This is a genomic window from Burkholderia sp. SIMBA_051 (genome assembly GCF_046534915.1).
GTDB classification, from domain to species: domain Bacteria; phylum Pseudomonadota; class Gammaproteobacteria; order Burkholderiales; family Burkholderiaceae; genus Burkholderia; species Burkholderia ambifaria.
In genome coordinates this window covers 262,955-285,024 of sequence record NZ_JAWRXS010000008.1, presented here as the reverse complement: position 1 = coordinate 285,024, position 22,070 = coordinate 262,955, and the positions used below count along the sequence as shown (strand labels likewise).

Annotated in this window: 28 protein-coding genes and 1 pseudogene; 9 read left to right on the top strand and 20 right to left on the bottom strand. The window is 65.5% G+C overall.

Translation table 11 applies throughout. The features are described 5' to 3' along the window. Positions 1-11: 11 nt before the first annotated feature. From SB771_RS21570 to SB771_RS21555, 4 genes are all read right to left on the bottom strand, one after another. Complete coding sequence (locus SB771_RS21570) at positions 12-2,273, bottom strand: xanthine dehydrogenase family protein molybdopterin-binding subunit (RefSeq protein ID WP_175662460.1); 2,262 nt, start codon at positions 2,271-2,273, stop codon at positions 12-14. Next, a complete protein-coding gene (locus SB771_RS21565) occupies positions 2,273-2,773 on the bottom strand; it encodes a (2Fe-2S)-binding protein (RefSeq protein WP_006760329.1) in 501 nt (166 codons plus the stop codon). Before SB771_RS21565 ends, SB771_RS21570 begins: the two co-directional genes overlap by 1 nt. Further along, a complete protein-coding gene (locus SB771_RS21560; protein ID WP_175662461.1) occupies positions 2,770-4,050 on the bottom strand; it encodes a cytochrome c in 1,281 nt (426 codons plus the stop codon). Before SB771_RS21560 ends, SB771_RS21565 begins: the two co-directional genes overlap by 4 nt. 334 nt (positions 4,051-4,384) lie before the next feature. Continuing rightward, complete coding sequence (locus SB771_RS21555; protein WP_175662462.1) at positions 4,385-5,206, bottom strand: alpha/beta fold hydrolase; 822 nt, start codon at positions 5,204-5,206, stop codon at positions 4,385-4,387. Between the two features lie 556 nt (positions 5,207-5,762). On the opposite strand from SB771_RS21555, the gene SB771_RS21550 reads away from it, so the two are divergent. From SB771_RS21550 to SB771_RS21540, 3 genes are all read left to right on the top strand, one after another. Continuing rightward, a complete protein-coding gene (locus tag SB771_RS21550; protein ID WP_012371986.1) occupies positions 5,763-6,188 on the top strand; it encodes a DUF3331 domain-containing protein in 426 nt (141 codons plus the stop codon). A 68-nt stretch (positions 6,189-6,256) separates the two neighbouring features. Continuing rightward, complete coding sequence (locus SB771_RS21545) at positions 6,257-7,078, top strand: alpha/beta fold hydrolase (protein ID WP_011660708.1); 822 nt, start codon at positions 6,257-6,259, stop codon at positions 7,076-7,078. A gap of 365 nt (positions 7,079-7,443) precedes the next feature. Then, the gene (locus SB771_RS21540) at positions 7,444-9,219 is read left to right on the top strand and encodes a winged helix-turn-helix domain-containing protein (RefSeq protein WP_175662463.1); all 1,776 of its coding nucleotides are present in this window, start codon (positions 7,444-7,446) and stop codon (positions 9,217-9,219) included. Positions 9,220-9,328: 109 nt separating this feature from the next. Here SB771_RS21540 and SB771_RS21535 read toward each other — a convergent pair whose 3' ends face one another. Together SB771_RS21535 and SB771_RS21530 are read right to left on the bottom strand one after the other, a co-directional pair. Continuing rightward, positions 9,329-10,237, bottom strand: coding sequence for a LysR family transcriptional regulator (locus tag SB771_RS21535; RefSeq protein ID WP_175662464.1), 909 nt, complete (start codon positions 10,235-10,237; stop codon positions 9,329-9,331). 75 nt (positions 10,238-10,312) lie between these two features. Then, positions 10,313-10,594: a XapX domain-containing protein gene (locus SB771_RS21530; protein WP_165754098.1), complete on the bottom strand. Its 282-nt coding sequence runs from the start codon at positions 10,592-10,594 to the stop codon at positions 10,313-10,315. Between the two features lie 306 nt (positions 10,595-10,900). Here SB771_RS21530 and SB771_RS21525 point away from each other — a divergent pair, with 306 nt between their 5' ends. The 5 genes from SB771_RS21525 to SB771_RS21505 all read left to right on the top strand — a co-directional run bounded on the left by SB771_RS21525 (position 10,901) and on the right by SB771_RS21505 (position 15,063). After that, on the top strand, positions 10,901-11,587 hold the full coding sequence (locus SB771_RS21525; RefSeq protein WP_011656592.1) for a hydrolase: 687 nt from the start codon (positions 10,901-10,903) through the stop codon (positions 11,585-11,587). A gap of 167 nt (positions 11,588-11,754) precedes the next feature. Then, on the top strand, positions 11,755-11,922 hold the full coding sequence (locus SB771_RS21520; protein WP_011660704.1) for a DUF1427 family protein: 168 nt from the start codon (positions 11,755-11,757) through the stop codon (positions 11,920-11,922). Between the two features lie 18 nt (positions 11,923-11,940). Further along, positions 11,941-13,833 carry an amidohydrolase gene (locus SB771_RS21515; RefSeq protein WP_410721203.1) on the top strand — a complete coding sequence of 631 codons (1,893 nt, stop codon included), beginning with the start codon at positions 11,941-11,943 and terminating at the stop codon, positions 13,831-13,833. Position 13,834: 1 nt separating this feature from the next. After that, entirely contained in the window at positions 13,835-14,281 is a 447-nt protein-coding gene (locus SB771_RS21510; protein WP_175661081.1) for a DoxX family protein, read from the top strand. 89 nt (positions 14,282-14,370) lie between these two features. Further along, complete coding sequence (locus SB771_RS21505) at positions 14,371-15,063, top strand: YoaK family protein (RefSeq protein ID WP_175661082.1); 693 nt, start codon at positions 14,371-14,373, stop codon at positions 15,061-15,063. A gap of 330 nt (positions 15,064-15,393) precedes the next feature. On the opposite strand, the gene SB771_RS21500 is transcribed toward SB771_RS21505, so the two are convergent. From SB771_RS21500 to SB771_RS21460, 9 genes are all read right to left on the bottom strand, one after another. Further along, positions 15,394-15,678 (bottom strand): hypothetical protein, encoded by a 285-nt coding sequence (locus tag SB771_RS21500; RefSeq protein ID WP_006759566.1) that lies wholly within the window; start codon positions 15,676-15,678, stop codon positions 15,394-15,396. Positions 15,679-15,811: 133 nt separating this feature from the next. Beyond that, positions 15,812-16,027: a hypothetical protein gene (locus SB771_RS21495; protein ID WP_011660700.1), complete on the bottom strand. Its 216-nt coding sequence runs from the start codon at positions 16,025-16,027 to the stop codon at positions 15,812-15,814. Between the two features lie 55 nt (positions 16,028-16,082). After that, positions 16,083-16,424 carry a hypothetical protein gene (locus SB771_RS21490; RefSeq protein ID WP_050812322.1) on the bottom strand — a complete coding sequence of 114 codons (342 nt, stop codon included), beginning with the start codon at positions 16,422-16,424 and terminating at the stop codon, positions 16,083-16,085. Positions 16,425-16,471: 47 nt separating this feature from the next. Then, a complete protein-coding gene (locus SB771_RS21485; RefSeq protein WP_041491760.1) occupies positions 16,472-16,678 on the bottom strand; it encodes a hypothetical protein in 207 nt (68 codons plus the stop codon). Positions 16,679-16,687: 9 nt separating this feature from the next. Beyond that, positions 16,688-16,900 (bottom strand): 30S ribosomal protein S21, encoded by a 213-nt coding sequence (gene rpsU, locus SB771_RS21480; protein ID WP_006754722.1) that lies wholly within the window; start codon positions 16,898-16,900, stop codon positions 16,688-16,690. A gap of 33 nt (positions 16,901-16,933) precedes the next feature. After that, a complete protein-coding gene (locus tag SB771_RS21475; RefSeq protein WP_041491858.1) occupies positions 16,934-17,143 on the bottom strand; it encodes a hypothetical protein in 210 nt (69 codons plus the stop codon). Between the two features lie 46 nt (positions 17,144-17,189). Further along, positions 17,190-17,474: a hypothetical protein gene (locus tag SB771_RS21470; RefSeq protein WP_011660698.1), complete on the bottom strand. Its 285-nt coding sequence runs from the start codon at positions 17,472-17,474 to the stop codon at positions 17,190-17,192. Between the two features lie 337 nt (positions 17,475-17,811). Beyond that, the gene (locus SB771_RS21465; protein ID WP_012371974.1) at positions 17,812-17,967 is read right to left on the bottom strand and encodes a hypothetical protein; all 156 of its coding nucleotides are present in this window, start codon (positions 17,965-17,967) and stop codon (positions 17,812-17,814) included. A gap of 239 nt (positions 17,968-18,206) precedes the next feature. Continuing rightward, the gene (locus SB771_RS21460) at positions 18,207-18,410 is read right to left on the bottom strand and encodes a cold-shock protein (protein ID WP_011660696.1); all 204 of its coding nucleotides are present in this window, start codon (positions 18,408-18,410) and stop codon (positions 18,207-18,209) included. Positions 18,411-18,784: 374 nt separating this feature from the next. On the opposite strand from SB771_RS21460, the gene SB771_RS21455 reads away from it, so the two are divergent. Further along, positions 18,785-19,120, top strand: coding sequence for a hypothetical protein (locus SB771_RS21455; RefSeq protein WP_041491759.1), 336 nt, complete (start codon positions 18,785-18,787; stop codon positions 19,118-19,120). A gap of 194 nt (positions 19,121-19,314) precedes the next feature. Here SB771_RS21455 and gfa read toward each other — a convergent pair whose 3' ends face one another. The 5 genes and pseudogenes from gfa to SB771_RS21430 form a co-directional block, all read right to left on the bottom strand. Beyond that, positions 19,315-19,890, bottom strand: coding sequence for an S-(hydroxymethyl)glutathione synthase (gene gfa / locus SB771_RS21450; RefSeq protein WP_175661083.1), 576 nt, complete (start codon positions 19,888-19,890; stop codon positions 19,315-19,317). A gap of 22 nt (positions 19,891-19,912) precedes the next feature. Then, a pseudogene (locus tag SB771_RS21445) lies at positions 19,913-20,071 on the bottom strand (S-(hydroxymethyl)glutathione dehydrogenase); the annotation flags it as partial. A 370-nt stretch (positions 20,072-20,441) separates the two neighbouring features. Next, the gene (locus SB771_RS21440; RefSeq protein WP_175661084.1) at positions 20,442-20,846 is read right to left on the bottom strand and encodes a cupin domain-containing protein; all 405 of its coding nucleotides are present in this window, start codon (positions 20,844-20,846) and stop codon (positions 20,442-20,444) included. A gap of 4 nt (positions 20,847-20,850) precedes the next feature. Continuing rightward, positions 20,851-21,330 carry a carboxymuconolactone decarboxylase family protein gene (locus SB771_RS21435; protein ID WP_175705043.1) on the bottom strand — a complete coding sequence of 160 codons (480 nt, stop codon included), beginning with the start codon at positions 21,328-21,330 and terminating at the stop codon, positions 20,851-20,853. A 179-nt stretch (positions 21,331-21,509) separates the two neighbouring features. Further along, positions 21,510-22,010, bottom strand: coding sequence for an Ohr family peroxiredoxin (locus SB771_RS21430; protein WP_011660691.1), 501 nt, complete (start codon positions 22,008-22,010; stop codon positions 21,510-21,512). Between the last annotated feature and the right edge of the window lie 60 nt (positions 22,011-22,070).

Sequence of the window (22,070 nt, the reverse complement as noted above, 5' to 3'; positions counted from 1 at the left end):
GTGTCGTGACGCTATGCGTCGATGCGTTTCCTCAGCCCGTCGCCGGCAAACGGCATTTCGCGCAAGCGCTGGCCGGTCGCGTCGAAAATCGCGTTGGCCAGCGCGCCGGCGGTCGGCCCCATCGACGCCTCGGCCGCGCCGAGAAACGGTGCGCCAGGGCGATTGATCAGATGGACCTTCACGCTTTGCGGCGCCGCCGAGAAGCGCAGGATCGGATAGCTGCTCCAGTCGAAGCTGCGGATGCGCTGCGTATCGTATTTCAACGCCTCGTACAGCGTCCAGCTCGCGGCCTGCACGATGCCGCCTTCGATCTGGTTGCGGATGCCGTCCGGCGACACGACCTGCCCGGCGTCGACGGCGACTTCCGCGTGCTCGAGCGTGACCTGGCCCGTTTCCGGCGCCACCGAAATCTCGATCGCCATCGCGACGTAAGCCATCAGGTTCTTGTATTTGCCGAACGCGAAGCCGACACCGCGGTTGCGCGCGCGCGGCGGACGCGGCCAGCCGAACTTGGTCGCGGCGAGCTTGATCACCTGCTGCGCGCGGTGATCCTGCATGTGACGCAGCCGGAATTCGACGGGATCGACGCCGGCGGCGTGCGCCAGCTCGTCCATGAAGCTTTCGATCGACCAGATGTTCGTGTGCGCGCCGAGCGAGCGCATCGCGGACGTCTGCAGCGGCATCGTCGGCGAGAAGTTGTTCACGATGTGCATGTTCGGCAGCGCGTACAGCGGGATCGCGTTGCGATCGCCGCCGCCCTCGGGCTGCAGCATCGGCGTCGACGGCGCGGGGACGAACGGCGGCTCGAGCATCCGCGCGGGCAGCAGCCGGCCGGCATTGACGATGCGTTCGTTGTGCGAGCTGCTCCACAGCGCGTACTTCCAGTCGACGATGCGCCCGCTTGCGTCGAGCGACGCGCTGAGCTCGGTGACCATCGCCGGCGTGAAGTGATCCCACGTATGTTCCTGTTCGCGCATCCACTGGACGCGAATCGGCTTGCCCGGCATCGCGGCGGCGATCAGCGCCGCATGCGCGGCCGCGTCGTCCGCGCCGTTGTGCCCGTAGCAGCCGGAGCCCTCGGTGTGGATGCAGCGGACGTTCGCCTTCGGCATCGACAGCATCTCGGCCAGCGCGTCGCGCAGCGGATACACGCCCTGCGAGTGGGTCCACACGGTCAGCATGCCGTTCTCGACACGCGCGACCGAGCAGGACGGCCCGATCGAGCCGTGCAGCAGGTAATTCTTCAGGAACGTGGCGCTCAGCGTCTTCACCGCTGGCGCGGCCGGCGCATGCGTATTGGCGATCTCGATGTGCTGCGTCGAGATCCGCTTCAGGTCTTCATGAACCGTATTGCGATCGGGCAGCGCCCGACCGGGCGACCAGCGGCACGCGGCGGCCAGCGCGCGCTGCGCGACGACGGCCTGCCATTCCCCCTGCGCGACGACGGCAAGCATGCTGCCGTTGCGCACGATCCGGACGACGCCCGGCATCTTCAGGATCGCGGCTTCGTCGAACGACAGCAGTTTCGCGTCGTACACCGGCGGCATCACGACGCGTGCATGCAGCATGCCGGGCAGTTCCATGTCCTGCACGTAACTGACGCCACCGGTGACTTTGTTCGGAATATCGACGCGCGGCAGCGACGTGCCGATCACGGCGAATGTCGCCGGCGGCTTCAGCGGCGAGGTCGGCGTCGCGTTGCGATGCAGGTCGACGGTGCGGATCGCGTCGCCATAGCGCATCGTGCGGCCGTCCGGCGCCTTGATCAGCGCATCGGCGACCGTGAGCGTGCGCGGATCGACGCCGAACTGCTTCGCCGCGCCGTCGACCAGCAGCGCGCGCACCTGGGCGGCCGCGTTCAGCAGCGCGGAGCCGCTGTCGGCCATCGTATGGCTGCCGGCGGTCAGGCCCTCGTCCGGCGACGCGCCGGTGTCGGCGGTCAGGAACGTGATCAGCGAGGGCTTCATGTTCAGCTCCTCGGCCGCGACCTGCAGCAACGCGGTGCGCACGCCGGTGCCGAGCTCGACCTTGCCGGTAAACACGGTGACCTTGCCGTCGGGCGTGATCTTGATCCACGCATCCAGCAGCGGGTTGGTCTTCAGGCTGCCAGCCAGCGTTTCGGTGGCGCGCGATACATGCACCGCCGCGCCTTCGTCCGCGATCACGACCTCGGCGGCGGCACGTGCGGCCGGTGCCAGGCTGAACGCGACGAAGAGCGCGCCGGAAACCATGAAGTGCCGGCGGCCTTCGTCGATATCGTCGGGTGCGTTCATCAGAGCCCTTTGCTGATCATGACCGGCGCGCCGGCCGGTTCCGGGTCCGGCAGGCCCGCCACCTGGCGCACGGCCGCCAGGATCCGCAGGTGGGTGCCGCAACGGCACAGGTTCGGTTCCATGTGGGTGCGCAGTTCGCGTTCGGTCGGTTTCGGGTTGCGTTCGAGCAGCGCCTGCGCGCGCATGATCATCCCGGCGATGCAATAACCGCACTGCGCGGCCTGATGATCGATGAACGCTTGCTGGAGCTTGCCCGGCCGCTCGGCGGTGCCGAGGCTTTCGATGGTCCTGACGCTGCGTGCGCCGATCGCGGCGACCGGGATCAGGCACGAGAACATCGGCTTGTCGTCGACGATCACGGTGCACGCGCCGCATTGTCCGAGGCCGCAACCGAACTTCGCACCGTGCAGATGCAGGTCGTTGCGCAGCGCATAGAGCAGCGGCGTGGACGGGTCGATGTCGAGCGTATGCCGCGCGCCATTCACGGTGAGGGTGATCATCGCGTGCGGTCCTCCTTTCTGAGTTTCGCCGCCAGGGTTTCGACGTCGCTCCATGCGGGGCGATCGGAGTACGTTTCGCGGATGTACGCGGCGAGATCCGCGATTTGGCGGTCGTCGTACTGGTCGAGGTATGAAGGCATGTAGTTCAGCGTGTCCTCGCCATGCCAGCCGATACCGTTGAACATCATCTGGATCGCGTTGCGCGGCGTGTCGGCGGCGACCGCCGTGCTGAACGCGAGCGTCGGCCGCTCGCCGATCGATTGCATCGGCGCCGCTGGCCCGTGACACTGCGCGCACGACGCCTGGAACAGCACCGCGCCGCGTTGGCCGGCGGGCGTCGTCGGGTTGTGTCCGGCGCCGGTCGTCGCCGGCCGCGCGCCGGCAGGCTTCTGGATCGACAGGATGTACGCGGCGATCGCCTCGACGTCTTCCGCGGGCACGGTCGCGAGATCGCGCGTGACGGGCAGCATCGGGCCGGCGGCCGCGCCATGCTCGCTCGCGCGGCCGGTGCGCAGATACGCGACCAGTTGGGCCTGCGTCCACGGGCGTGCCGCGTAGCCGAGCGTATTGAGCGGCGGCGCTTCCCATCCGTCGACGATGCCGCCGTCGAATGCCTTGCCCGCCTTCTCGCCGCCGATCGCATTCAGCGGCGAATGGCAGGACGCGCAGTGGCCGAGGCCGTCGACGAGCGCCTTGCCGCGATTCCACTGCGCGGATTGCGCGGGGTCCGGCGTGCTTGCGCCTTCGTGCAGGAACAGCACGTTCCAGAACGCGACGAGCGGGCGGAAGTTCAGCGGGAAGATCAGGTCGTTCTTCGGCGTGCTTGCTTGCACCGGCTCGCGGGTCATCAGGTACGCGTAGGCGGCCGTGATCTCGTCGTCGGACATCCGCGTGAAGTGGATGTACGGAAAAGCGGGGTAGAGCGGATGCCCGTCCCGGGCGATACCGGTGCGCAGCGCACGCGAGAACGCGTCCCGCGACCAGCGGCCGATGCCCGTATCGGCATCCGGCGTGATGTTGGTCGCGTAGATCGTGCCGAACGGCGTCGCGAGCGGCAGCCCGCCGGCGAACGGCTTGCCGTCCTTCGCCGTATGGCAGACGACGCAATCGCCGAGCGCGACCACGCGTGCGCCGGCCCGGACGAGTTGCGGATCGAACGACGCGCGTGCGGGCGGCTCGATCGGCGCGATCGACGGCCGGACCATGATGCCGACGGCGATCGCGAGGCCCGCGATCGCGACGCCGGTCGCACCGAGCCAGAGTCGTTTGTGCTTCATGCGTGCTCCACGCGAATCGGCCGGTCGTACCCGATTCGATGCGCGAGACAAAATGCACCGAAAATCATTCGTCACTCCAGGAAGGGCGCCGACGCGCGGGCAAGCGCCCGTACGTCGGCTCGTGAAACCAGTCTACGTGTGCGCGCTCGCCAATTCCTGAAGGCGCGCTGAAACGTTCTGAACATTCGGGTTCGCTCGACGCGGCCAGCCCGTTCATCGCGTCGACCGCGTGGGTGACCGCATTCAGATTCCGCTGCCGAACCTGCGTGCGATCGGCCATCACGTGGATGGCGTCGCAACGCAGGTCGACGCGCGGCGCGCCGTGCGGCGTTGTTTACGCCTTCAGGAACGCGAGCAGTTCGGCATTGATGCGCGCCGCATCGACGACGCACATGCCATGCGTGCCGCCCGGGATGATCTTGAGCTGCGCGTGCTTCACGATCTTCACCGACAGTCGCGCGGAATCGTCGATCGGCACGATCTGGTCGTCGTCGCCGTGCAGGATCAGCGTCGGGACGTCGATCTTCTTCAGGTCCTCGGTGTAGTCGACCTCGGAGAATTCCTTGACGCACAGATACTGGCCATAGGCGCCGCCCATCATCCCCTGTGCCCAGAATGCGTCGATCGTGCCCTGCTGCACCTTCGCATTGGGGCGATTGAAGCCGAAGAACGGCACGGCGAGATCCTTGTAGAACTGCGAACGGTTCTCCGCGACGTTCTTGCGGATGCCGTCGAATACGTCCATCGGCAGGCCGCCCGGATTGGTCGGCGATTTCACCATCTGCGGCGGCACGGCGCCGATCAGCACGGCCTTCGACACGCGCTTCGTGCCGTGACGGCCGATGTAGTGGGCGACTTCGCCGCCGCCGGTGGAGTGGCCGACGAGCGTCGCTTCGCGCAGGTCCAGCGCATTCATCAGCGCGGCGAGATCGTCCGCGTAGGTATCCATGTCGTTGCCTTGCGACGGCTGGCTCGAGCGGCCGTGACCGCGGCGATCGTGCGCGATCACGCGGTAGCCGTGCTGCACGAGGAACAGCATCTGCGGATCCCATGCGTCGGCGCACAGCGGCCAGCCGTGCGAGAACACGACCGGACGGCCGGTGCCCCAGTCCTTGAAATAAATCTGCGTACCGTCTTGCGTGGTGATGGTGTTCATCGGATGGGTTCCTTGATGGCCGGAAGACGCGTGTTTGGGGGCGGCAGCGGCGGCGGCGGCCGGCAGCGCGGCGGCTGCGACGGCGGTCGCGCCGGCCAGCAGCATGTCGCGGCGGCGTGCCGAGGGGACGGCGTCGAGGTCTGCGGGACGCATTGAGGCTCCTTGTACGTGCGGTGGAATGATGTCGTTTGGAATCGATGGTCCGGATCTGCCCGCAGGCGGCACGCTGCGCCGGCAGCCGGCGTGCGTTCGCGGTCGCGGGCCGGCAGGCGCCCGACGCGAGCGAACGAACGTCGACCGGAGCCTAGCGCGGGGCCCTGCGGCGTGTACTGAAATTCGGCTGAATTTTCATGAACCGGCCGGTCGGTGTGGCGCGCGAGCCAGGCCGCCAGAACAATTAAGCATCGGAAGCAAGACTCTTCAGCGGCCGCTCGCTATCGTCAGCATCAAGCCGTCCCGTCGCGGGTCGCTGCCGGTTCGCGCGAGCGCATGACGATCGTGATGCGCGCGGATGCGAAACGTCCGAATCTCTCGCCACTTGCCTGGATACGCCGTCATGGACACATTCGATCGCTGGGAGCACGTGATGACGCTGCTCGATCCGTCGTCCGGCGCAAGCCGCTGCGCGTCGCTGAATCTTCGCGACCGGGACGCGGCGCGCCGCCGTCATCGCGACGACGCGCGCGGCGCGTCCAGCGGTGGCGCACGTCGCGGGTGCGCGATCGTCGCGGTCGAGCGGCAGACCGATTCCTCGCTGCTGGTGTCGTGGAGCGATCCGACCCACTGCCGGTATGACGAGCAGCGCTGGATCAGCGCAAAGTGCCGCTCGCCGGGGCGCTGCGCCCTGACCGGCCTGCCGATTCGCCCCGGCGATGCGATCTACAAGCCGCAGTGGCGCGGCGCGAAGCGTCCCGCGAATTGCTGGGAGGCGATCCTCGCGTCCGAGCTGGACCGGTTCATCGTCAGGCTGTCCCGTTCCTGACCGGAGCGGTGCGCCCCATTCACCGGCGGCGGCTGGCGCCGCTGCCTCATCTTCGCCAAGGAAGCTTCATGAGTACGTTCACGACACGCGACGGCGTCTCGATTCACTACAAGGACTGGGGCGCGGGGCGCCCCGTCGTGTTCATTCACGGCTGGCCGCTGAATGCGGACATGTGGGACGTCCAGATGCATCATCTGGCATCGAACGGTTTTCGCGGCATCGCGTACGACCGGCGCGGTTTCGGCCGGTCCGGCCAACCGTGGACAGGCTACGACTACGACACGCTGGCGGACGATCTCGCGACGCTGATCGAGACGCTCGGATTGCGCGACGTGACGCTCGTCGGCTTTTCGATGGGCGGCGGCGAGGTGGCCCGATACATCGGCCGGCACGGCACGCGCCACATCGCGAAGGCCGTCCTGATCGGCTCGGTGACGCCGCTCATCGCGCGGCGCGACGATCATCCGGACGGCGTCGACGTCGCGATGTTCGACGGCATTCGCTCGGCGATCGTGGCGGACCGCGCCGCGTTCTTCGAGCAATTCTGGCCGTTGTTCACCGGCTCGAACCGGGCCGATTCGACGATCTCGCGCGCCACGCTCGACTGGACGTCGTTCATGGCGCTGCAGGCCGGATTGAAGGGCACGCTCGATTGCGTCCGCGCGTTTTCCGAAACCGATTTCCGGGCGGATCTCGACAAATTCGACGTACCGACGCGCGTGATTCATGGCGACGACGACCAGACGGCGCCGCTCGCGCTGACGGCGGCGGCTACCGCCGCGCGCGTGCCGGATGCGACGCTGAGCGTCTATGAAGGCGGCCCGCATGCGCTGTATCTGACGCATGCCCAACGATTGAACGACGAACTGCTGGCGTTCGTCAGCGCGTGACGTTGGCGTGACATAGCCGGGCGGCCACACAGCCGTCCGGCGTCCTTGCTGCGGCTCATCTCGAACCGCGCGTTCAAATACGGGCCGAAACTGCGGCTCGCCCAAATTCCCGCGTCAATCGAATCGCGGTTTAATCGTACGAAATCCAATTCATCGGTGAATCCCGGCTTCGCCGGTGGGGAATGAACGGCCCATGCCGTGTCATGCGCAGAAGATACGAAGCCCCCGGATTTCAACGATTCAAAAAATTTGCTCATTCCATTCTGATAATTTGAATCATCATACGCAGCAAATGCCGTAGCATTGGGTGTCAAATCGGTGTCATTTCGACTGACATCGATAAATGCCATCGATTAGACCCTCCCATGATCCGCATTGGAACGCTTCACGTTTTTCTCGACAGACGTGAAATTCGCGCGAACGGCGAATTGTTGCGCATCGGCAGCCGTGCATTCGAAATTCTCGAACTCCTGATTCAGGCAAATGGCGCGCTGGTCTCGAAAGACGAGATCATGCAGCGCGTGTGGCCGCACACGTTCGTTGAGGAAAATAACCTGCAGGTGCATATCGCATCGTTGCGCAAGGCGCTGGGCCAGGACCGGCATCTGATCGTCACGGTGCCGGGGCGTGGCTATCGGCTCGTCAGCGAACCCGCCGAAGGCGCAGCGGCCGTGCGCCCCGCGACGTCCCGGCTCGCGCCCGCGCCGACCGCGCTCGTCGGGCGCGAGCAGATGGTCGCCGATGTCCTCGCGGCGCTCGACGCGTCGCGCGTCGTGACGCTGGTCGGCGCGGGCGGCATCGGCAAGACGCGCGTTGCGGTCGAAGCCGCGCTCCGGGCCGAGGCGCGCTTTCCGGATGGCACGGCGTTCGTGTCGCTGGCGACGGTCGCGTGTCCGCAATTCGTCCCCGCCGCGCTGGCCGACGCGCTGGACCTCGCGCTGCCGGCCCGCCCGCTGACGCTCGAAGCGGTGCTCGCGAGCGTCGCGCATCGCAGGATGTTGCTCGTGCTCGACAATTGCGAGCATCTGCTGGACGCCGCCGCGCGGATCGCCGCCGTGCTGACCGAGTCCGACACCGGGCTGCGCGTGCTGGCGACCAGCCGCGAGGCGCTTCGCATCCACGGCGAGCGACAGTGTCCGGTGCCGCCGCTCGAGGTTGGCGACGAAGGGGCCGGCGCGGCCGACACGCTGGGCGCAAGCGCGGTGCAATTGTTCGCGGCACGCGCGTGCGCCGCCGATCCGCGCTTTCCGCTCGACGAACGCAGCGTGTTGCTGATGGCGTCGGTGTGCCGACATCTCGACGGCCTGCCGCTGGCGATCGAACTGGCCGCCGCCCGTGCGGCCGTGCTCGGCATCGACGTGCTGGCCGATCATCTCGACGACCATTTCCGGTTGCTGACCGGCGGCTTTCGCACGGCGTTGCCACGCCACCGGACGCTGCAGGCGATGTACGACTGGAGCTACCGCTTGCTGGGGGACACGGAGCGCGTGCTGTTGCGCTGGCTCGGCGTGTTCCGCGACGGTTTTTCGATCGAGGCGGTGCGGGACATCGTCGGCACGACGGGGCTGGCTGATGCGGACCTGCTCGACACGATCGCCGGACTGGTGTCGAAGTCGCTCGTGAACGTCGAGAATGCGCACGGCGTGCCGCGCTACCGGCTGTTGACCACGACGCGCGCGTATGCGCTGCAGCAGCTCGAGAACAACGGCGAAAGCGCGGCCGCCGCGCTCGCGCACGCGAACTACTTTCTTGCGTTGTTCACGCTGGCGCCCGACGGCGGCGATGGGCCGGCGGCCGAAGCGCGGCGCGATCTGGTACGCCGCGAACTCGGCAATCTGCGCGCGGCGCTCGACTGGGCATTTTCGCCGGACGGCCACGCGGAGACCGGCATCGCGCTGGCGGCCGTGGCGGTGCCGTGCCTGCTGGACCTGTCGCTCGTGGACGAGTGTCGCGAACGGGCGCGCGTGGCGCTCGACGCGATGCGGGATCTGGATGCGACGCCTTCGCAAGACGATGCGCGCAAGCGGCTGCTGGCCGCGTATACCGCGGCGCTTGCGCAGGGCGGCGGATCGAGCCGCGGCGTTCACGACGCGTGGCCCGAAGCGGATGCGCTCGCTTGCGAGACAGGCGACGAACCGTAACGACGCACGCGGCCGGCGCGATCACGATGTTCGGTGCGATGCGCAGATCCGGACGCGTCGTGACCCGAGAAGGAAATGAAGCGCGTTCGCGGCGGGATTTCCGGCAGGATCACGCAAGCGCGAGAAACCGGTCGACCAGATCGGGACGATCGAGCTGCTCGACCCACCAGCGCAACGCGCGGCCGGCTTCGTCGCTGCGCCACGCCATGTAGCAATGCGTCGTGTCGCGCATGCCGGTCACCTGGCGCGCGACGAGCTTGCCCTGTGCGATCGCGCGCGCCGCGATGCAGTCCGGCAGCGTGCCCACGGCGAGCCCTTCGCACTGCGCGGCCAGTTTTGCCGCGAGGGTAGGGACCGCGAGCGTCGGCTGCCCGGCATCGATCGCGACCGAGCGCGGCTGCAGTTCGCGGGACGTGTCGCTGATCACGGCGCCGCGATACTCGACGATCGACGCCATCGACAGCGGTTCGGGCAACGCCGCGAGCGGATGAGTGGGCGCGATCGCGAACACGTGCGTGAGCGTGCCGATCGGCCGCGTGACGATGCCCGGCAGCTCCGGCGGCTCGCCCGTCGCGCCGACGACGAGATCCGCGCGGCGCGCCACCAGCGCGTCCCACGTACCGCCGAGGACTTCGGTCGAGAGCCGCAGCCGCGTGTCCATTTCGAGCCCGTAGAACGCATGCACGTGAGGCCATAGCGCGTCGAACGGCAGGATCTCGTCGATACAGATGCGCAGCTCGGTTTCCCAGCCTTGCTGCGCGCGCTGCGCCTTGAGTTCGAGCTGCTCGGCCGCATGCAGCAGCCGCCGGCCTTCTTCGACGACGACGCGACCCGCATGGGTGAGCTTCGCGCGGCGGCCGCTGCGGTCGAACAGCGCGACGCCGAGGTCGCCCTCGAGCTTGTGCACGAGGTAAGTCAGGGCCGACGGTACGCGATGCAGCAGTTCCGCGGCTTCGGCGAACGTGCCGGTACGGTCGATCGCGTCCAGCGCTTCGAGCGCTTCGAATGACAGCTTCATGATGGATTTCACAGGCAGGGCGTCGGGCCGTCATGTTAACGCGCCGAGCCCCTTTGTCCAGTCAATAGCGATCCGTCAGGTCGGCGTCGACTCGTGGTGCTTCGCCGCGGCGTTGGATGGCTGCGCGCCGGGCAGCGAGCCGAACATGTGCTGCGTGCACTTCGCTTCGCTCCATGCGGCCTTCAGGTGGATGCCCGCGAGCATCCGGCGAGCGACCGGCAGGATCTGTTCGCCGGCCAGGATGCCCAACAGCCCGGCCAGCGCAATGGTGGGCGGCGCGGGCGCTTGCACGCCGATCAACGCGTAGACGGCGCCGGCGAGAATGCCGGCCAATAGCGACGAAACGTACGGTTTCATAATATAAATTGAAGTGGGTGACAACCGTGTGGAAGGTCCGAATAAATCCCCGCCGATGAACCGACGAAGTCGAAAAACAGCCTATCAGGTCATCGCGGGCGCGGCGCGAAAATTCCCCCGATTTAAGATCTTTTCAGGATCGGTTTTCAGCGTGTTTTTAAACAGAACGATTAATTGGCATTGCTTCGAGTTTACATGTTGAATGGAAGACGTTGGCAGGAAAAACCTCCCAGCACAGCACATCGGGCCCCCGGCTTGCCGGCGAGCCAGGCTTTATTTTTCTCCACGTCAAAGGACATGATCGCCATGAGCAATCCGAAGCTTGAAGTACTCACCCCCCAGAACAGCCAGCTGATCTTCATCGACCAGCAGCCGCAGATGGCGTTCGGCGTGCAGTCGATCGATCGCCAGGTGCTGAAGAACAACGTCGTGGGCCTGGCGAAGGCTGCGAAGGTCTTCAACATCCCGACCACGATCACGACGGTCGAAAGCGACAGCTTCTCGGGCCACACCTATCCCGAGCTGCTCGACGTGTTCCCGAACCAGAAGACGCTCGAACGCACGTCGATGAACTCGTGGGACGACCAGAAAGTGCGCGACGCACTGGCCGCGAACGGCCGCAAGAAGGTGGTCGTGTCGGGCCTGTGGACCGAAGTCTGCAACACGACGTTCGCGCTGTGCGCGATGCTCGAAGGCGACTACGAGATCTACATGGTCGCCGACGCATCGGGCGGCACGTCGCAAGCCGCGCACGACATCGCGATGCAGCGCATGGTGCAGGCCGGCGTGGTACCGGTCACGTGGCAGCAGGTGCTGCTCGAATGGCAACGCGACTGGGCACGCCGCGACAGCTACGACGCGGTGATGGCGATCGCGAAGGAGCATTCGGGCGCGTACGGGATGGGCGTCGACTACGCATACACGATGGTCCACAAGGCACCGCAACGCACCGCGACGCCGCACGAGTCGATTCCGCCGGTGCCGGCGAAGTAACGCGCCCACTCGGGACAGTATCGATGCCGCCGCGTCGTGCTCGATGAGCGCGCCGCGGCGGTGATACGTCAATGCGGGCGGCGTGACGCGGTTCATCCGCGCAGGCCGCCCGCGGAGCGTTTGCAGGGCATCCGCCTGCATTCCAATTTGTTCGAGAGATTGATCGTATGGAACCTTATCTGGTTTCCCTTGGTGCGGGCCTGCTGATAGGCGTGATCTACAGCGCTATCAAGGTTCGCTCTCCCGCACCGCCGCTGATCGCCCTGGTCGGGTTGCTCGGCATGTTGATTGGCGTGCAGGCGGTCCCCGCCCTCAAGCAGCTCATCGGCCTTTGATCGAAGTGAGGTGACGCAATGACCGCAACCGATACCCAACCGGATCTGATCCTGCACAACGGGCGCATCACGACGCTCGATCGTGCGAACCCCGTCGCCGCCGCGGTGGCGATCAAGGACGGCCGCTTCGTCGCGGTCGGCAGCAACGCGGACGTGATGCCGCTCGCGGGCCGCGCGACGAAGGTCGTCGATCTCGACGGCCGCGCGGTGCTGCCGGGCCTGACCGACAACCATACGCACGTGATTCGCGGCGGCCTGAACTACAACATGGAGCTGCGCTGGGATGGCGTGCGCTCGCTCGCCGTCGCGATGGAGATGCTCCGGCAGCAGGTCGCGATCACGCCCGCGCCGCAATGGGTGCGCGTGGTCGGCGGCTTCACCGAGCATCAGTTTGCCGAGAAGCGCCTGCCGACGATCGACGAACTCAACGCGGCCGCACCCGATACGCCGGTGTTCATCCTGCACCTGTACGATCGCGCGCTGCTGAACGCGGCCGCGCTGCGCGTCGTCGGCTATACGAAGGACACGCCGGAGCCGCCGGGCGGCACGATCCTGCGCGATGCCGCGGGCAACCCGACGGGCCTGCTGCTCGCGAACCCGAACGCGACGATCCTCTACGCGACGCTCGCGAAGGGCCCGAAGCTGCCGTTCGAGTACCAGTACAACTCGACGCGCCACTTCATGCGCGAGCTGAACCGGCTCGGCGTGACGGGCGTGATCGACGCGGGCGGCGGCTCGCAGAACTACCCCGACGATTACGAAGTGATCCGCCAGCTGCACGACGCAGGCGAGATGACGATCCGCATCGCGTACAACCTGTTCACGCAGAAGCCGAACGCGGAGAAGGAAGACTTCGTGAACTGGACGAAGAGCGTCAAGTATCACGACGGCACCGACTACTTCCGTCATAACGGCGCGGGCGAGATGCTGGTGTTTTCCGCGGCCGACTTCGAGGATTTCCGCGTCGCGCGTCCGGACCTGCCCGCGCAGATGGAGGACGATCTCGAAGGCGTGGTGCGTGTGCTCGCGCAGAACCGCTGGCCGTGGCGCATGCATGCGACCTACGACGAAACGATCAGCCGCGCGCTCGACGTGTTCGAGAAGGTCAATGAGGACATCCCGCTCGAAGGGCTGAACTGGTTCTTCGATCACGCGGAAACGATCTCCGAGCGATCGATGGACCGGATCGCGGCGCTCGGCGGCGGCATCGCGGTGCAGCACCGGATGGCGTATCAGGGCGAGTATTTCGTCGAGCGCTATGGCGCGCAGGCGGCCGAGGCGACGCCGCCGGTCGCGAAGATGCTGTCCAAGGGCATCAAGGTGTCGGCCGGCACGGACGCGACGCGGGTGGCGTCGTACAACCCGTGGGTGTCGCTCGCGTGGCTCGTGACGGGCAAGACCGTCGGCGGCACGCGCCTGTATCCGCAGCGCAACCTGCTCGATCGCGAAACCGCGCTGCGCATGTGGACCGAGTACGTGACGTGGTTCTCGAACGAAGTGGGCAAGAAGGGCCGCATCGCGGTCGGTCAGCTGGCGGACCTGATGGTCCCCGACCGTGATTTCTTCACGTGCGCGGAGGACGATATCGCCGACACGACCGCGTTGCTGACGGTGGTCGGCGGCCGGATCGTGTGGGGTGCCGGGCCGTTCGCGTCGCACGATTTGCCGATTCCGCCGGCGATGCCGGACTGGTCGCCGGTGCGCACCTACGGCGGCTATGGCGGCTGGGGCGCGACGCAGCGCGAGGGCGCGCCGCTGCAGCGAGCAGCAGCGGCCGCTGCCGCGTGCGCTTGTTCGACCGCGTGCGGGATGCACGGCCATGCGCATGCGAGCGCATGGGGCCGCACGTTGCCGACGTCGGACGCGAAGGGTTTCTGGGGCGCGTTCGGCTGTTCGTGCTGGGCGGTCTGACATGACGACCGTGACCGGCCGATGCAGCCCCGGGTGGATTCGCGCGCTCCTGTCGCAGGCGTGGGTCGGTGCGCTGGTCCGACTCGCGCTCGTTTCCGCGTTCCTGATCGGCGGGGTGAACAAGGCGATGCACTTCGGCGATGCGATCGCGGAGCAGGCGCATTTCGGCCTGCACCCGCCGGCGCTGTGGGCGGCGCTGGCGATTGCGGTCGAGATCGGCGGCTCGCTGTGCGTGGTGTTTCGCCGCTTCACGTGGCTCGGCGCGGGCAGCCTCGGGATGCTGACGCTGGTCGCGATGGTCGTGGCGAACGATTTCTGGAATCGCTCGGGCGCCGAACATTTCATGGCGCTGAACAGCTTTTTCGAGCATCTGGGCTTGATTGCGGCGCTCGTCCTTGTCACCATCGTCGGCGATATTCAACGGGGGGAGGGCGACGGCAATCCCTGAACGCCGGGTCGGCCCTCCCGCGAACGCGACGCGGCAACCGTGCCATCCACGGTCGCCGCGTCGCCCAACCTTTACTCAAACATCACGAATTGAAATCTGAAGACACCCTTCTTTCCGCGGTCGCCGGGTTCGTCGATACGCTGAGCTTCGTCTCGCTGTTCGGGTTGTTCACCGCACACGTGACGGGCAACTTCGTGCTGATCGGCGCCGGCGTCGCCGGATTCGGGCAGGGCCTCCTGCTGAAACTGAGCGTGTTTCCCGCCTTCATATGCGGCGTCATCGCGGCGAGCCTGATCGCGCGGTCGTTGTCCGCGCGGCCGGCATGGCAGGGCGCGCGTGCGCTGTATGCGGTGCAGGCCGTGATGCTGCTCGGCTTCTGCGCGGCTGGTGTGTGGGCGACGCCCGTCACGCAGTCCGACAGCCTGCCGGTGCTGGTGGCCGGCATCGTCGGCACGTTCGCGATGGGCGTGCAGAACGCGCATCCCCGCGTGATCGCGCGCGCAAGCGTGCCGAACACGGTGATGACGGGCAACGTCACGCAGGCGATTCTCGATGTCGTCGACCTGTTGTCCGCCGGCACGGCCGACAGCGCGCGCGTGGCCGCACGCGCACGGTTCGGCAAGATGTTGCCGGCGATCGTCGCGTTCGCGCTGGGCGCAATGGCTGGCGCGCTCGGCTTTCGCTACATCGGATTCTGGGCGCTGCTCGCGCCGGCCGGCGCGCTTGCGGCACTGGCATTGACGTCCGGCGCGCATGACGCGGCGCCTGCCGTGCGGAGCTGAGTTGGCCGACACGCCGCGCGGCGGCCGGCAGGCCGTCGGCGCAAAGCGGTCTTCCGTGGGATGAACGGGGGAATCGTTTGGGGCGCTGCTGGAGCGTGCGCGGCGGCGCGCTTGCTTACGCCATCGACTCGAGGTCGTACGACGGCGACGGATGCGCTACCGGTCGCCGTCTCTTGGGTTGCCCCAAAACAGGAAGACGATCACACAGCACAACAAAGCACCTACCAAAACCAGTTTCATGCTGCGCCTTGGGTGCAGTGGACGGGTTGATCCGCATTCAGGTAGCGCGGTCGAATCTCACCGCGCCGTGCTCCACTCGGAAATCCGGTTTCAGAGAACGGTCAGCAACCGCAGCTGATGCTCGGTTTCGGTCCCTTTCACCAATGCGTAGAACCGCGCCTGCCCACGCTCGAGTGTCGAGAGGTTTTGTGCGTCGGAAAACATGTTCCATTCGTCACCGTCGATACGCTCGAGTTTTCCACGCGTCCGCGCAAACGCCAGCAACAACCGGCTTGCTTCCCGCCGGATCACGACGCGTTCCATGTCCAGCACATAGGGCTGCCAGCCGCTCAGCAGGACGAGGTAGTGCGGTACGGATGTTGGGTCAGTGATCATCGCGGCGTGGCTTCTTCTCGGATGGCGTTGGCAAATCGGACTCCTTCCAGTCTGGTCCCTGCGCGGGGCGAGCGATGTGGAAGGAAGAGGCGTCAGCGACGTGCTTCACGTGCGTGCGCCGACTTTCCCATTTTCAGCCAAATTGCGCCGTCAACCAACCTTCTCCCCATTTCGCTGCGTGCGCAACTGCCTCGTCGCGGCGGTCGAAAGCGGCCAGATCGCCGCTGCAGAGGACCTGTCGCTCATCTCCGTCGACGAGCAAAGTGGTAATCCTCGCATGTGCGATGTACTGTCCATCGGCCCGGCGTGGTGTCGGATCGATTCGGAACCGTGTCGAATTGAAGAGCATGTGCTCCTCCAGGTTTAGGGTTGTCGCGGGGTACGCGGCCGTGCGCGCGCCACTGTCAGATATGCTCTCGAAGGTAGCGAATGCACTTTATCCGCAGGCCCGACCGATTGGCGATCGCGCCTCGGGGGCGGGCCGTCGAGTCGTCTTCCACGCCGGGAAGCCGCTCCGGGAGCGGAGGATCGTCCACGGCGTGGACCGACTTCGCGATCTGAAGAGACGCGTGCCCTATCCAGACACGATCGCGCCATTCGCATTTCGCGCGATGGACGACAAGCCATGCCTGCAGTGATTCCACGAGCTGAAACGGCGACAACCACTCGCGCGTTTTCCTTTTGGTGACCAGTTGAAGGGCAACAAGGAAACAGAGCAAGTCCACGTACCGGGTCGCGACGCGCATGGTTGGTCTTCTGCTTTTGATGCTTGTGAAGCGTCCGCGCCGGCGGCTCAGCCTTGAACGCTGAGCGCTTTCTCGATGGCTGCAATCAATTTGAAGGCATCGTCCCGGCCGATCAGGAGGCCGCGGCTGGTGTACTCACAGCCGAACGCATAGAAGCTCGGCAGTAGCGTCACCATGTCTTTCTGTCGATCGAAATCCACCTGGCATTTCGTCAACGGGAAAAACGGTGGGGCATCGGCCGGCAGGTTGGACACGATGCGCTCCTAGTACATTTTGCGCGGGGGCAACATGCGCTTCGCGCGCAGGCGCTGCCTGGCAACGGCACTGGCCTTTTTGCGCTTGCGTTCCGTCGTCGGCTTTTCGTAGCCGGTGCGACTGCGCAGCTCGCGAATCAACCCGGTTTTCTCGATGTCGCGGCGGAATCGGCGCAGTGCGACATCGATCGGTTCGTTGACTTTCAGTGTGACGGTTGTCATGGTTGCCCTGTTTGAGAAGGTTCGTATAAGAAGTTAGCCGAGCCGTGTCATGACGGCGCTCGCTATCTCGTCGGACTCGAATTCCGAGTGTCCGGCACCGATCGATAGCGCGCGTATCGCGCCGTACATTTGCAACTCTTGCTGGTGACACAGAGCCGAATCAGAGATTCCGGCAAGCGAGATCGTGTCGGCCCACGTAACCTCGTGCCGTCCGATCAATGCGAGTAGTTCGTCAATGACCATGTTGCTCTCCAGATTGCCGATGCATCGCATCGGCTGGGTAGCCGCCTCAGCCTGCGTTCGACAGGAACGCGTGTGTTTCGCGATTGTCGTCGATGATGTTCTCGGCATAGCGCACCGATGCGCGCCGTGCGTCACCGGCCGTGCCGAACGGCGCGTTGTCGCGAAGCCGGTACGTCTGGCTTTGCGTCTGCGTGTCCGTCGCACCGCGAAGACAAATCCTGACTGCTGCGTCGAAGCCGGCATCGTAGTTGTGCGGAGCACCATTCGCTGCCGGTACGTGCGGGTAAATCAGTGGATAGATCTCGAATCCACGGTAGGAATGCATGCTCATGACAAACTCCTGTCGTTCGGCCGCGGCGAAAAGCACGGTCGAACTCGTCCGGCCAAGGTCCGTCCATTGTCGGGCGGGCCGGCGGGGGTGAAAGGGACAAAATTGCAGCGCGGCGGAGGGGATGCAACAAGCGCGCGGTAGTGAAGGGGGAGCGTTCGGAGGGCGGGTGATCGCTCGGATAAGCCCATCATACGCGCATCGTTCGCCGGGCCTTCAACTTATTCGGTATTACGCGCAGCAACCGGCACGCGCGTGGTGACGGATCGTGACCGCCTTCGCCCCGCGCCGCAACAGGTTGCGCGATGGTCGCCGCTGCCTGTGCAGCCGCGATTCGACGCTATTGCGCAGACGTCGTGCGCTTTTTCTGCTGCGTCTTCGTGATCGAGGACTCTTTCGGCGGCACCCAGTTCAACGCCGTGCCGAGCTTCGGCAGCATCGGGGGCTGCTTGGTACGCGGAGGCGCCTTGTTGCCGCGGGACTGATATTGGGTCATGGAAATTCTCCTGCTGCGTCGCGTGCGCGATCCTGCGAGGATGGCTGGTCCGGGCCCGGATGCGCGGTCGAACACGCGCACCATGACGGGCATCTGCCTGCGCGCAGGTTCAATGTCTCCCTGCGAAGCGGACGGACCAGTCGAGCCGGCCTCGAGACGCGTGGCGCCGCGAGGCCGTGCATGACACAAGGAGCGGCGGCAATGCGCCGCTCCTTGCGCGAAGTCGAGGCTTGAGACGGTTACAGCGGGGTGATGTTCGCTGCCTGCAGGCCCTTGGGGCCGTTCTTGGTCTCGTAGCTCACCTTCTGGCCTTCGGCAAGCGTCTTGAAACCGTCGCCGCGAATTTCGGAGAAGTGCGCGAACAGATCGTCGCCACCTTTATCGGGCGTGATGAAGCCAAAGCCTTTGCCGTCGTTGAACCACTTGACAGTACCGGTATCCATATTAGATCTCCTGAGAATAGACGAACGGATGCGCCACGAATGGACGCGGGAAAATAATCAAGGAGGGAAAGGACAACGAATACCGCAGTTCGCGGTCGATGATGAGCAGCAGTCGCGCTTCTTGAATACTTCACGGCCGACAGTACGCGGCGGCGACAGAGGTGTCAAGCCTTTTCGGTCGAGGGTGAGAGATGGCCCGGGTGCGTTTCTGACGGATTTCGGGCCAGTTTGAGCGTCGCCGGTCCAGTAGACGGACAAGCCGTTGCGACGACCGTAGCCGCGGTGCGGGAACAGCGAATGCTCGACGTCTGATGAAATCAGCGCCGGCTCACTTGCGTATTGAGCTCGACGCAACACTGTGTGGGGAGGCGTCTGTGAGAACCGAACGAGAGCTGTTTGAGCAATGGTGGTTTCGCGATACGCCTAGCGAATATCGCGCCGACGTCGTCAACCGGGTTCGTGACCAGGACGGCTACGTCCGGGGCACGCGCGTGGCCGCTGCATGGGATGGGTGGCAGGGCGCACGCAAAAGCCAGAGCTGGATCAGGACGAGTCAGCACTGTCCGACGCGCCTGGATGCCGATCAGGCGCTTAACGTGCTGGCCTGGACTCCGGAAGGATTCGCGGTGGTCGCTTCATTCGAGGACGTGGCGAACGCGCAGTCCGGGTACACGCACTGGATTCCGCTTCCATCGGCGCCCGAGAATTAGGTGCCGGTCGGTGCGAAGGAGGGAATCGCCGTCCCGTACGCGCTGTCCGTCGAGCACGCGCCGGAATCGAAAACGCCACTGTAATTTGGACAGCGGTGGTCCGTGCCGTTGAAAGCGGCACCGCGGTGCTCGCGAGCGCCACGATAGGGCGCGACGCGCAGCTTCCCGCAGCGCGTCGCGCCGTGGCGATGAACTCAAGCCTCCCGGTATGTCCCCTTGGCTTTCGCCGTTTGCGTCGCGAGCGCATCCATCAGCGGCGGATTCAGGCAATCGTAGGGCTCGAGCCCTTTGGCGCGCAGCGTGTCGCGCACGTCCGCCATCAGTGACGGCGGCGTGCCGCTCTCGATGATCGACGACACGAATGCAGCGAAACCGGGCCCGTCCCAACCGGTATCCGGCGACAGCTCGGTATGAATGAAATCCAGACCGTAAAACGCATGGTCGGCATTTTCGATGCGGCCGAACAGATGCGTGCCGCAGGCGGAGCACGCATGGCGCTGAATCAACGCCTTGTCGTCGACGACGCGCAGTTTCTCGCCATGTGCGGTCACGGTGACCTTGTCGCGCGGCACGACGCCCACGACGGAAAACAGCGCGCCGGCCGGCTTCCAGCACTTCGTGCAGCCGCACGCGTGATTGAATGCGACCTGCGCATCGACCCGAACCTCGACCGGATCCTGTGTGCACTGGCAGCGCAGCGTACCGCCAGCGAAATCGGCGGCGCCCTTTTGAATGCCGCGATCGACGGCGGGATGAATGGCGACGGACATGTTCATGCTCCTTTTCGATGCTTCACTGGTGAACGACGGCTCGGATCGACTTCCCGTTGCGTATCGGAGCGAATGCTTCGTTGATGTCGGAGAGCGATTTCGCGTGTGTCACGAACGGCGCAAGCTGAACCTTGCCGTTCGTTGCGTCCTCGACCATGCCGGGTAATTGCGAGCGGCCCTTGCCGGAAAGATCGATCCGTATTCGGCGCGGTGCTCCGGCACGCGCGAACGCATCGATCTGCCCTTTTTTGCACGACGTGCGCGCACGCAAGAACACGCCACGATTCTGCGCCTTTTAGGTCGCCTCTCGTGGTTTGTCAGAAACTGGGGGGGAGTATATGGAGATACTGGTGGGGAGTATACCCGGTGATGTCCCGATTCCGGAATCATCGTGCTGGGAGAACGATGGTGGCCTGACGAAAGACGTCGCTGATGACGCACCGTGAGGCGGCGGCTGAGCCGGATTCCCGCGCAGCTCGCGCGCCGGATCGCGAGCAGGCTTCCGGTGCGCTGAGCGGGCCCGGCGTCGCCGGGCCTCCACGATGATCCCGCTATTTCACCGGTGTGAGGATCGGCGCACCCTGGTTCTTGATCATGAACACGACGAATTTTGCCGGCTTCGTGTTGCTGGCATTGCGTCCGACCGTGTGAATGTCCTTCGGGCCTTCGTGGTATGTGTCGCCGGCGTGAAGCGTGACCTCCTTCCCGCCGTTCAGGCCCATTACGATGCTGCCGTCGAGCACATAGACGAATGCGTGCGCGTCGTGACGATGAACGGGATCGACGCTGCCGGGCGGATAATCGACGACGATCATCTCGACCTCCTTGCCCGGATACTCGGGCAACGGCTCCGTGGTCAGCGTCGTAACCTTGGCTTGCGGGGCGGCCGCAGCCGGCTGGACGGGCATCAACAGCGACAGCGTAAGCGGCGCGAGAGTGAGCATGATGCGTTTCATGTCGTTACTCCAGGTTGGCCTTGTCGAGCCCGAACATCTTGTCGAACGATCCGGGCACGATGCGGAACGCGACATTCAGCCGGTTCCAGCAGTTGATCGCACCGACGAGGAAGGTCAGATCCGACAGCTCCTTCTCGGAATAGTGGGCGCGCACGCGTTCGTAGAGATCATCCGGCACGCCATCCGACTGAAGATGCGTCAGCGCTTCGGTCCATGCGAGCGCGGCGCGCTCGCGCGGCGAGAACAGCGTCGACTCGCGCCAGATCGCGACGTGATGCATGCGCAGTTCGCGCTCGCCGTGAATCCGGGCCGCCTTGACGTGCATGTCGACGCAGAACGCGCAGCCGTTCAGTTGGGATGCGCGAATCTCGACGAGCTCGCGGACCGGCACTTCGATCGTCGTCTTTTGAAACAACCCGTCGAGCTCGACGAGTTTCTTGGTGAATTCCGGCGATTGCTGAAAGTAGTTGATACGTTGCGTCATGATCCGTTCTCCTGATTTGTGGAAGCGGGTACCGCCGGCCCTGCGTATCGCGATCGATCGCACGACCCGCTTGGCAGCCATCGTAATCGCGCGTCTCGCGTGCCAGTAGTACCGGGCGCGTGCGCACTCTGTTGTCGCGTCGGCACCAATCGTCCGCCACGTATGTCGGCGTGAGTCGGTCACGCCGACACCGCGAGAATATTGCAGATGCCCTGCCGCGCCATCTTCGTATAGGGGCACAGGCGCTCCGTGTCGCGCACCAGACGTTCCGCGACCTGCCGGTCGATACCCGGCATGCGGACGGTGACATTCGCGATCAGCGCATATCCGCCATCCATCGGATCACGACCGAACGTCACTTCGACGGCCACGGTGGCGTCGCGAATATCGATCCGGTCGCGTTGCGCGAGCAGGCTCAGCGCGCCGTGAAAGCACGCGGCGTAGCCGGCGGCCAGCAACTGTTCGGGGTTGGTCCCGCCGCCCGGGCCACCGAGCTCGGTCGGCAACCGCAGATCGAGGACGAGACAGCCATCGTCGGAGCGCGCGACGCCGGAAGCACGGCCGTGCCCGGCTTCGCCGCCGGACACGGTGACCGTCGTCGTGTAGAGCGGGGCGAATTCCCGCCCCCGGTATTTGTCGAGCAGTGTCAGCGGCGGAGGTTGCAACCTCTCGTTCTCCATACGTCTCCCTGTCTGTAATCGGCGAACGCGAGCGTTCCGAACCTTGCGTGTCCGGACGGC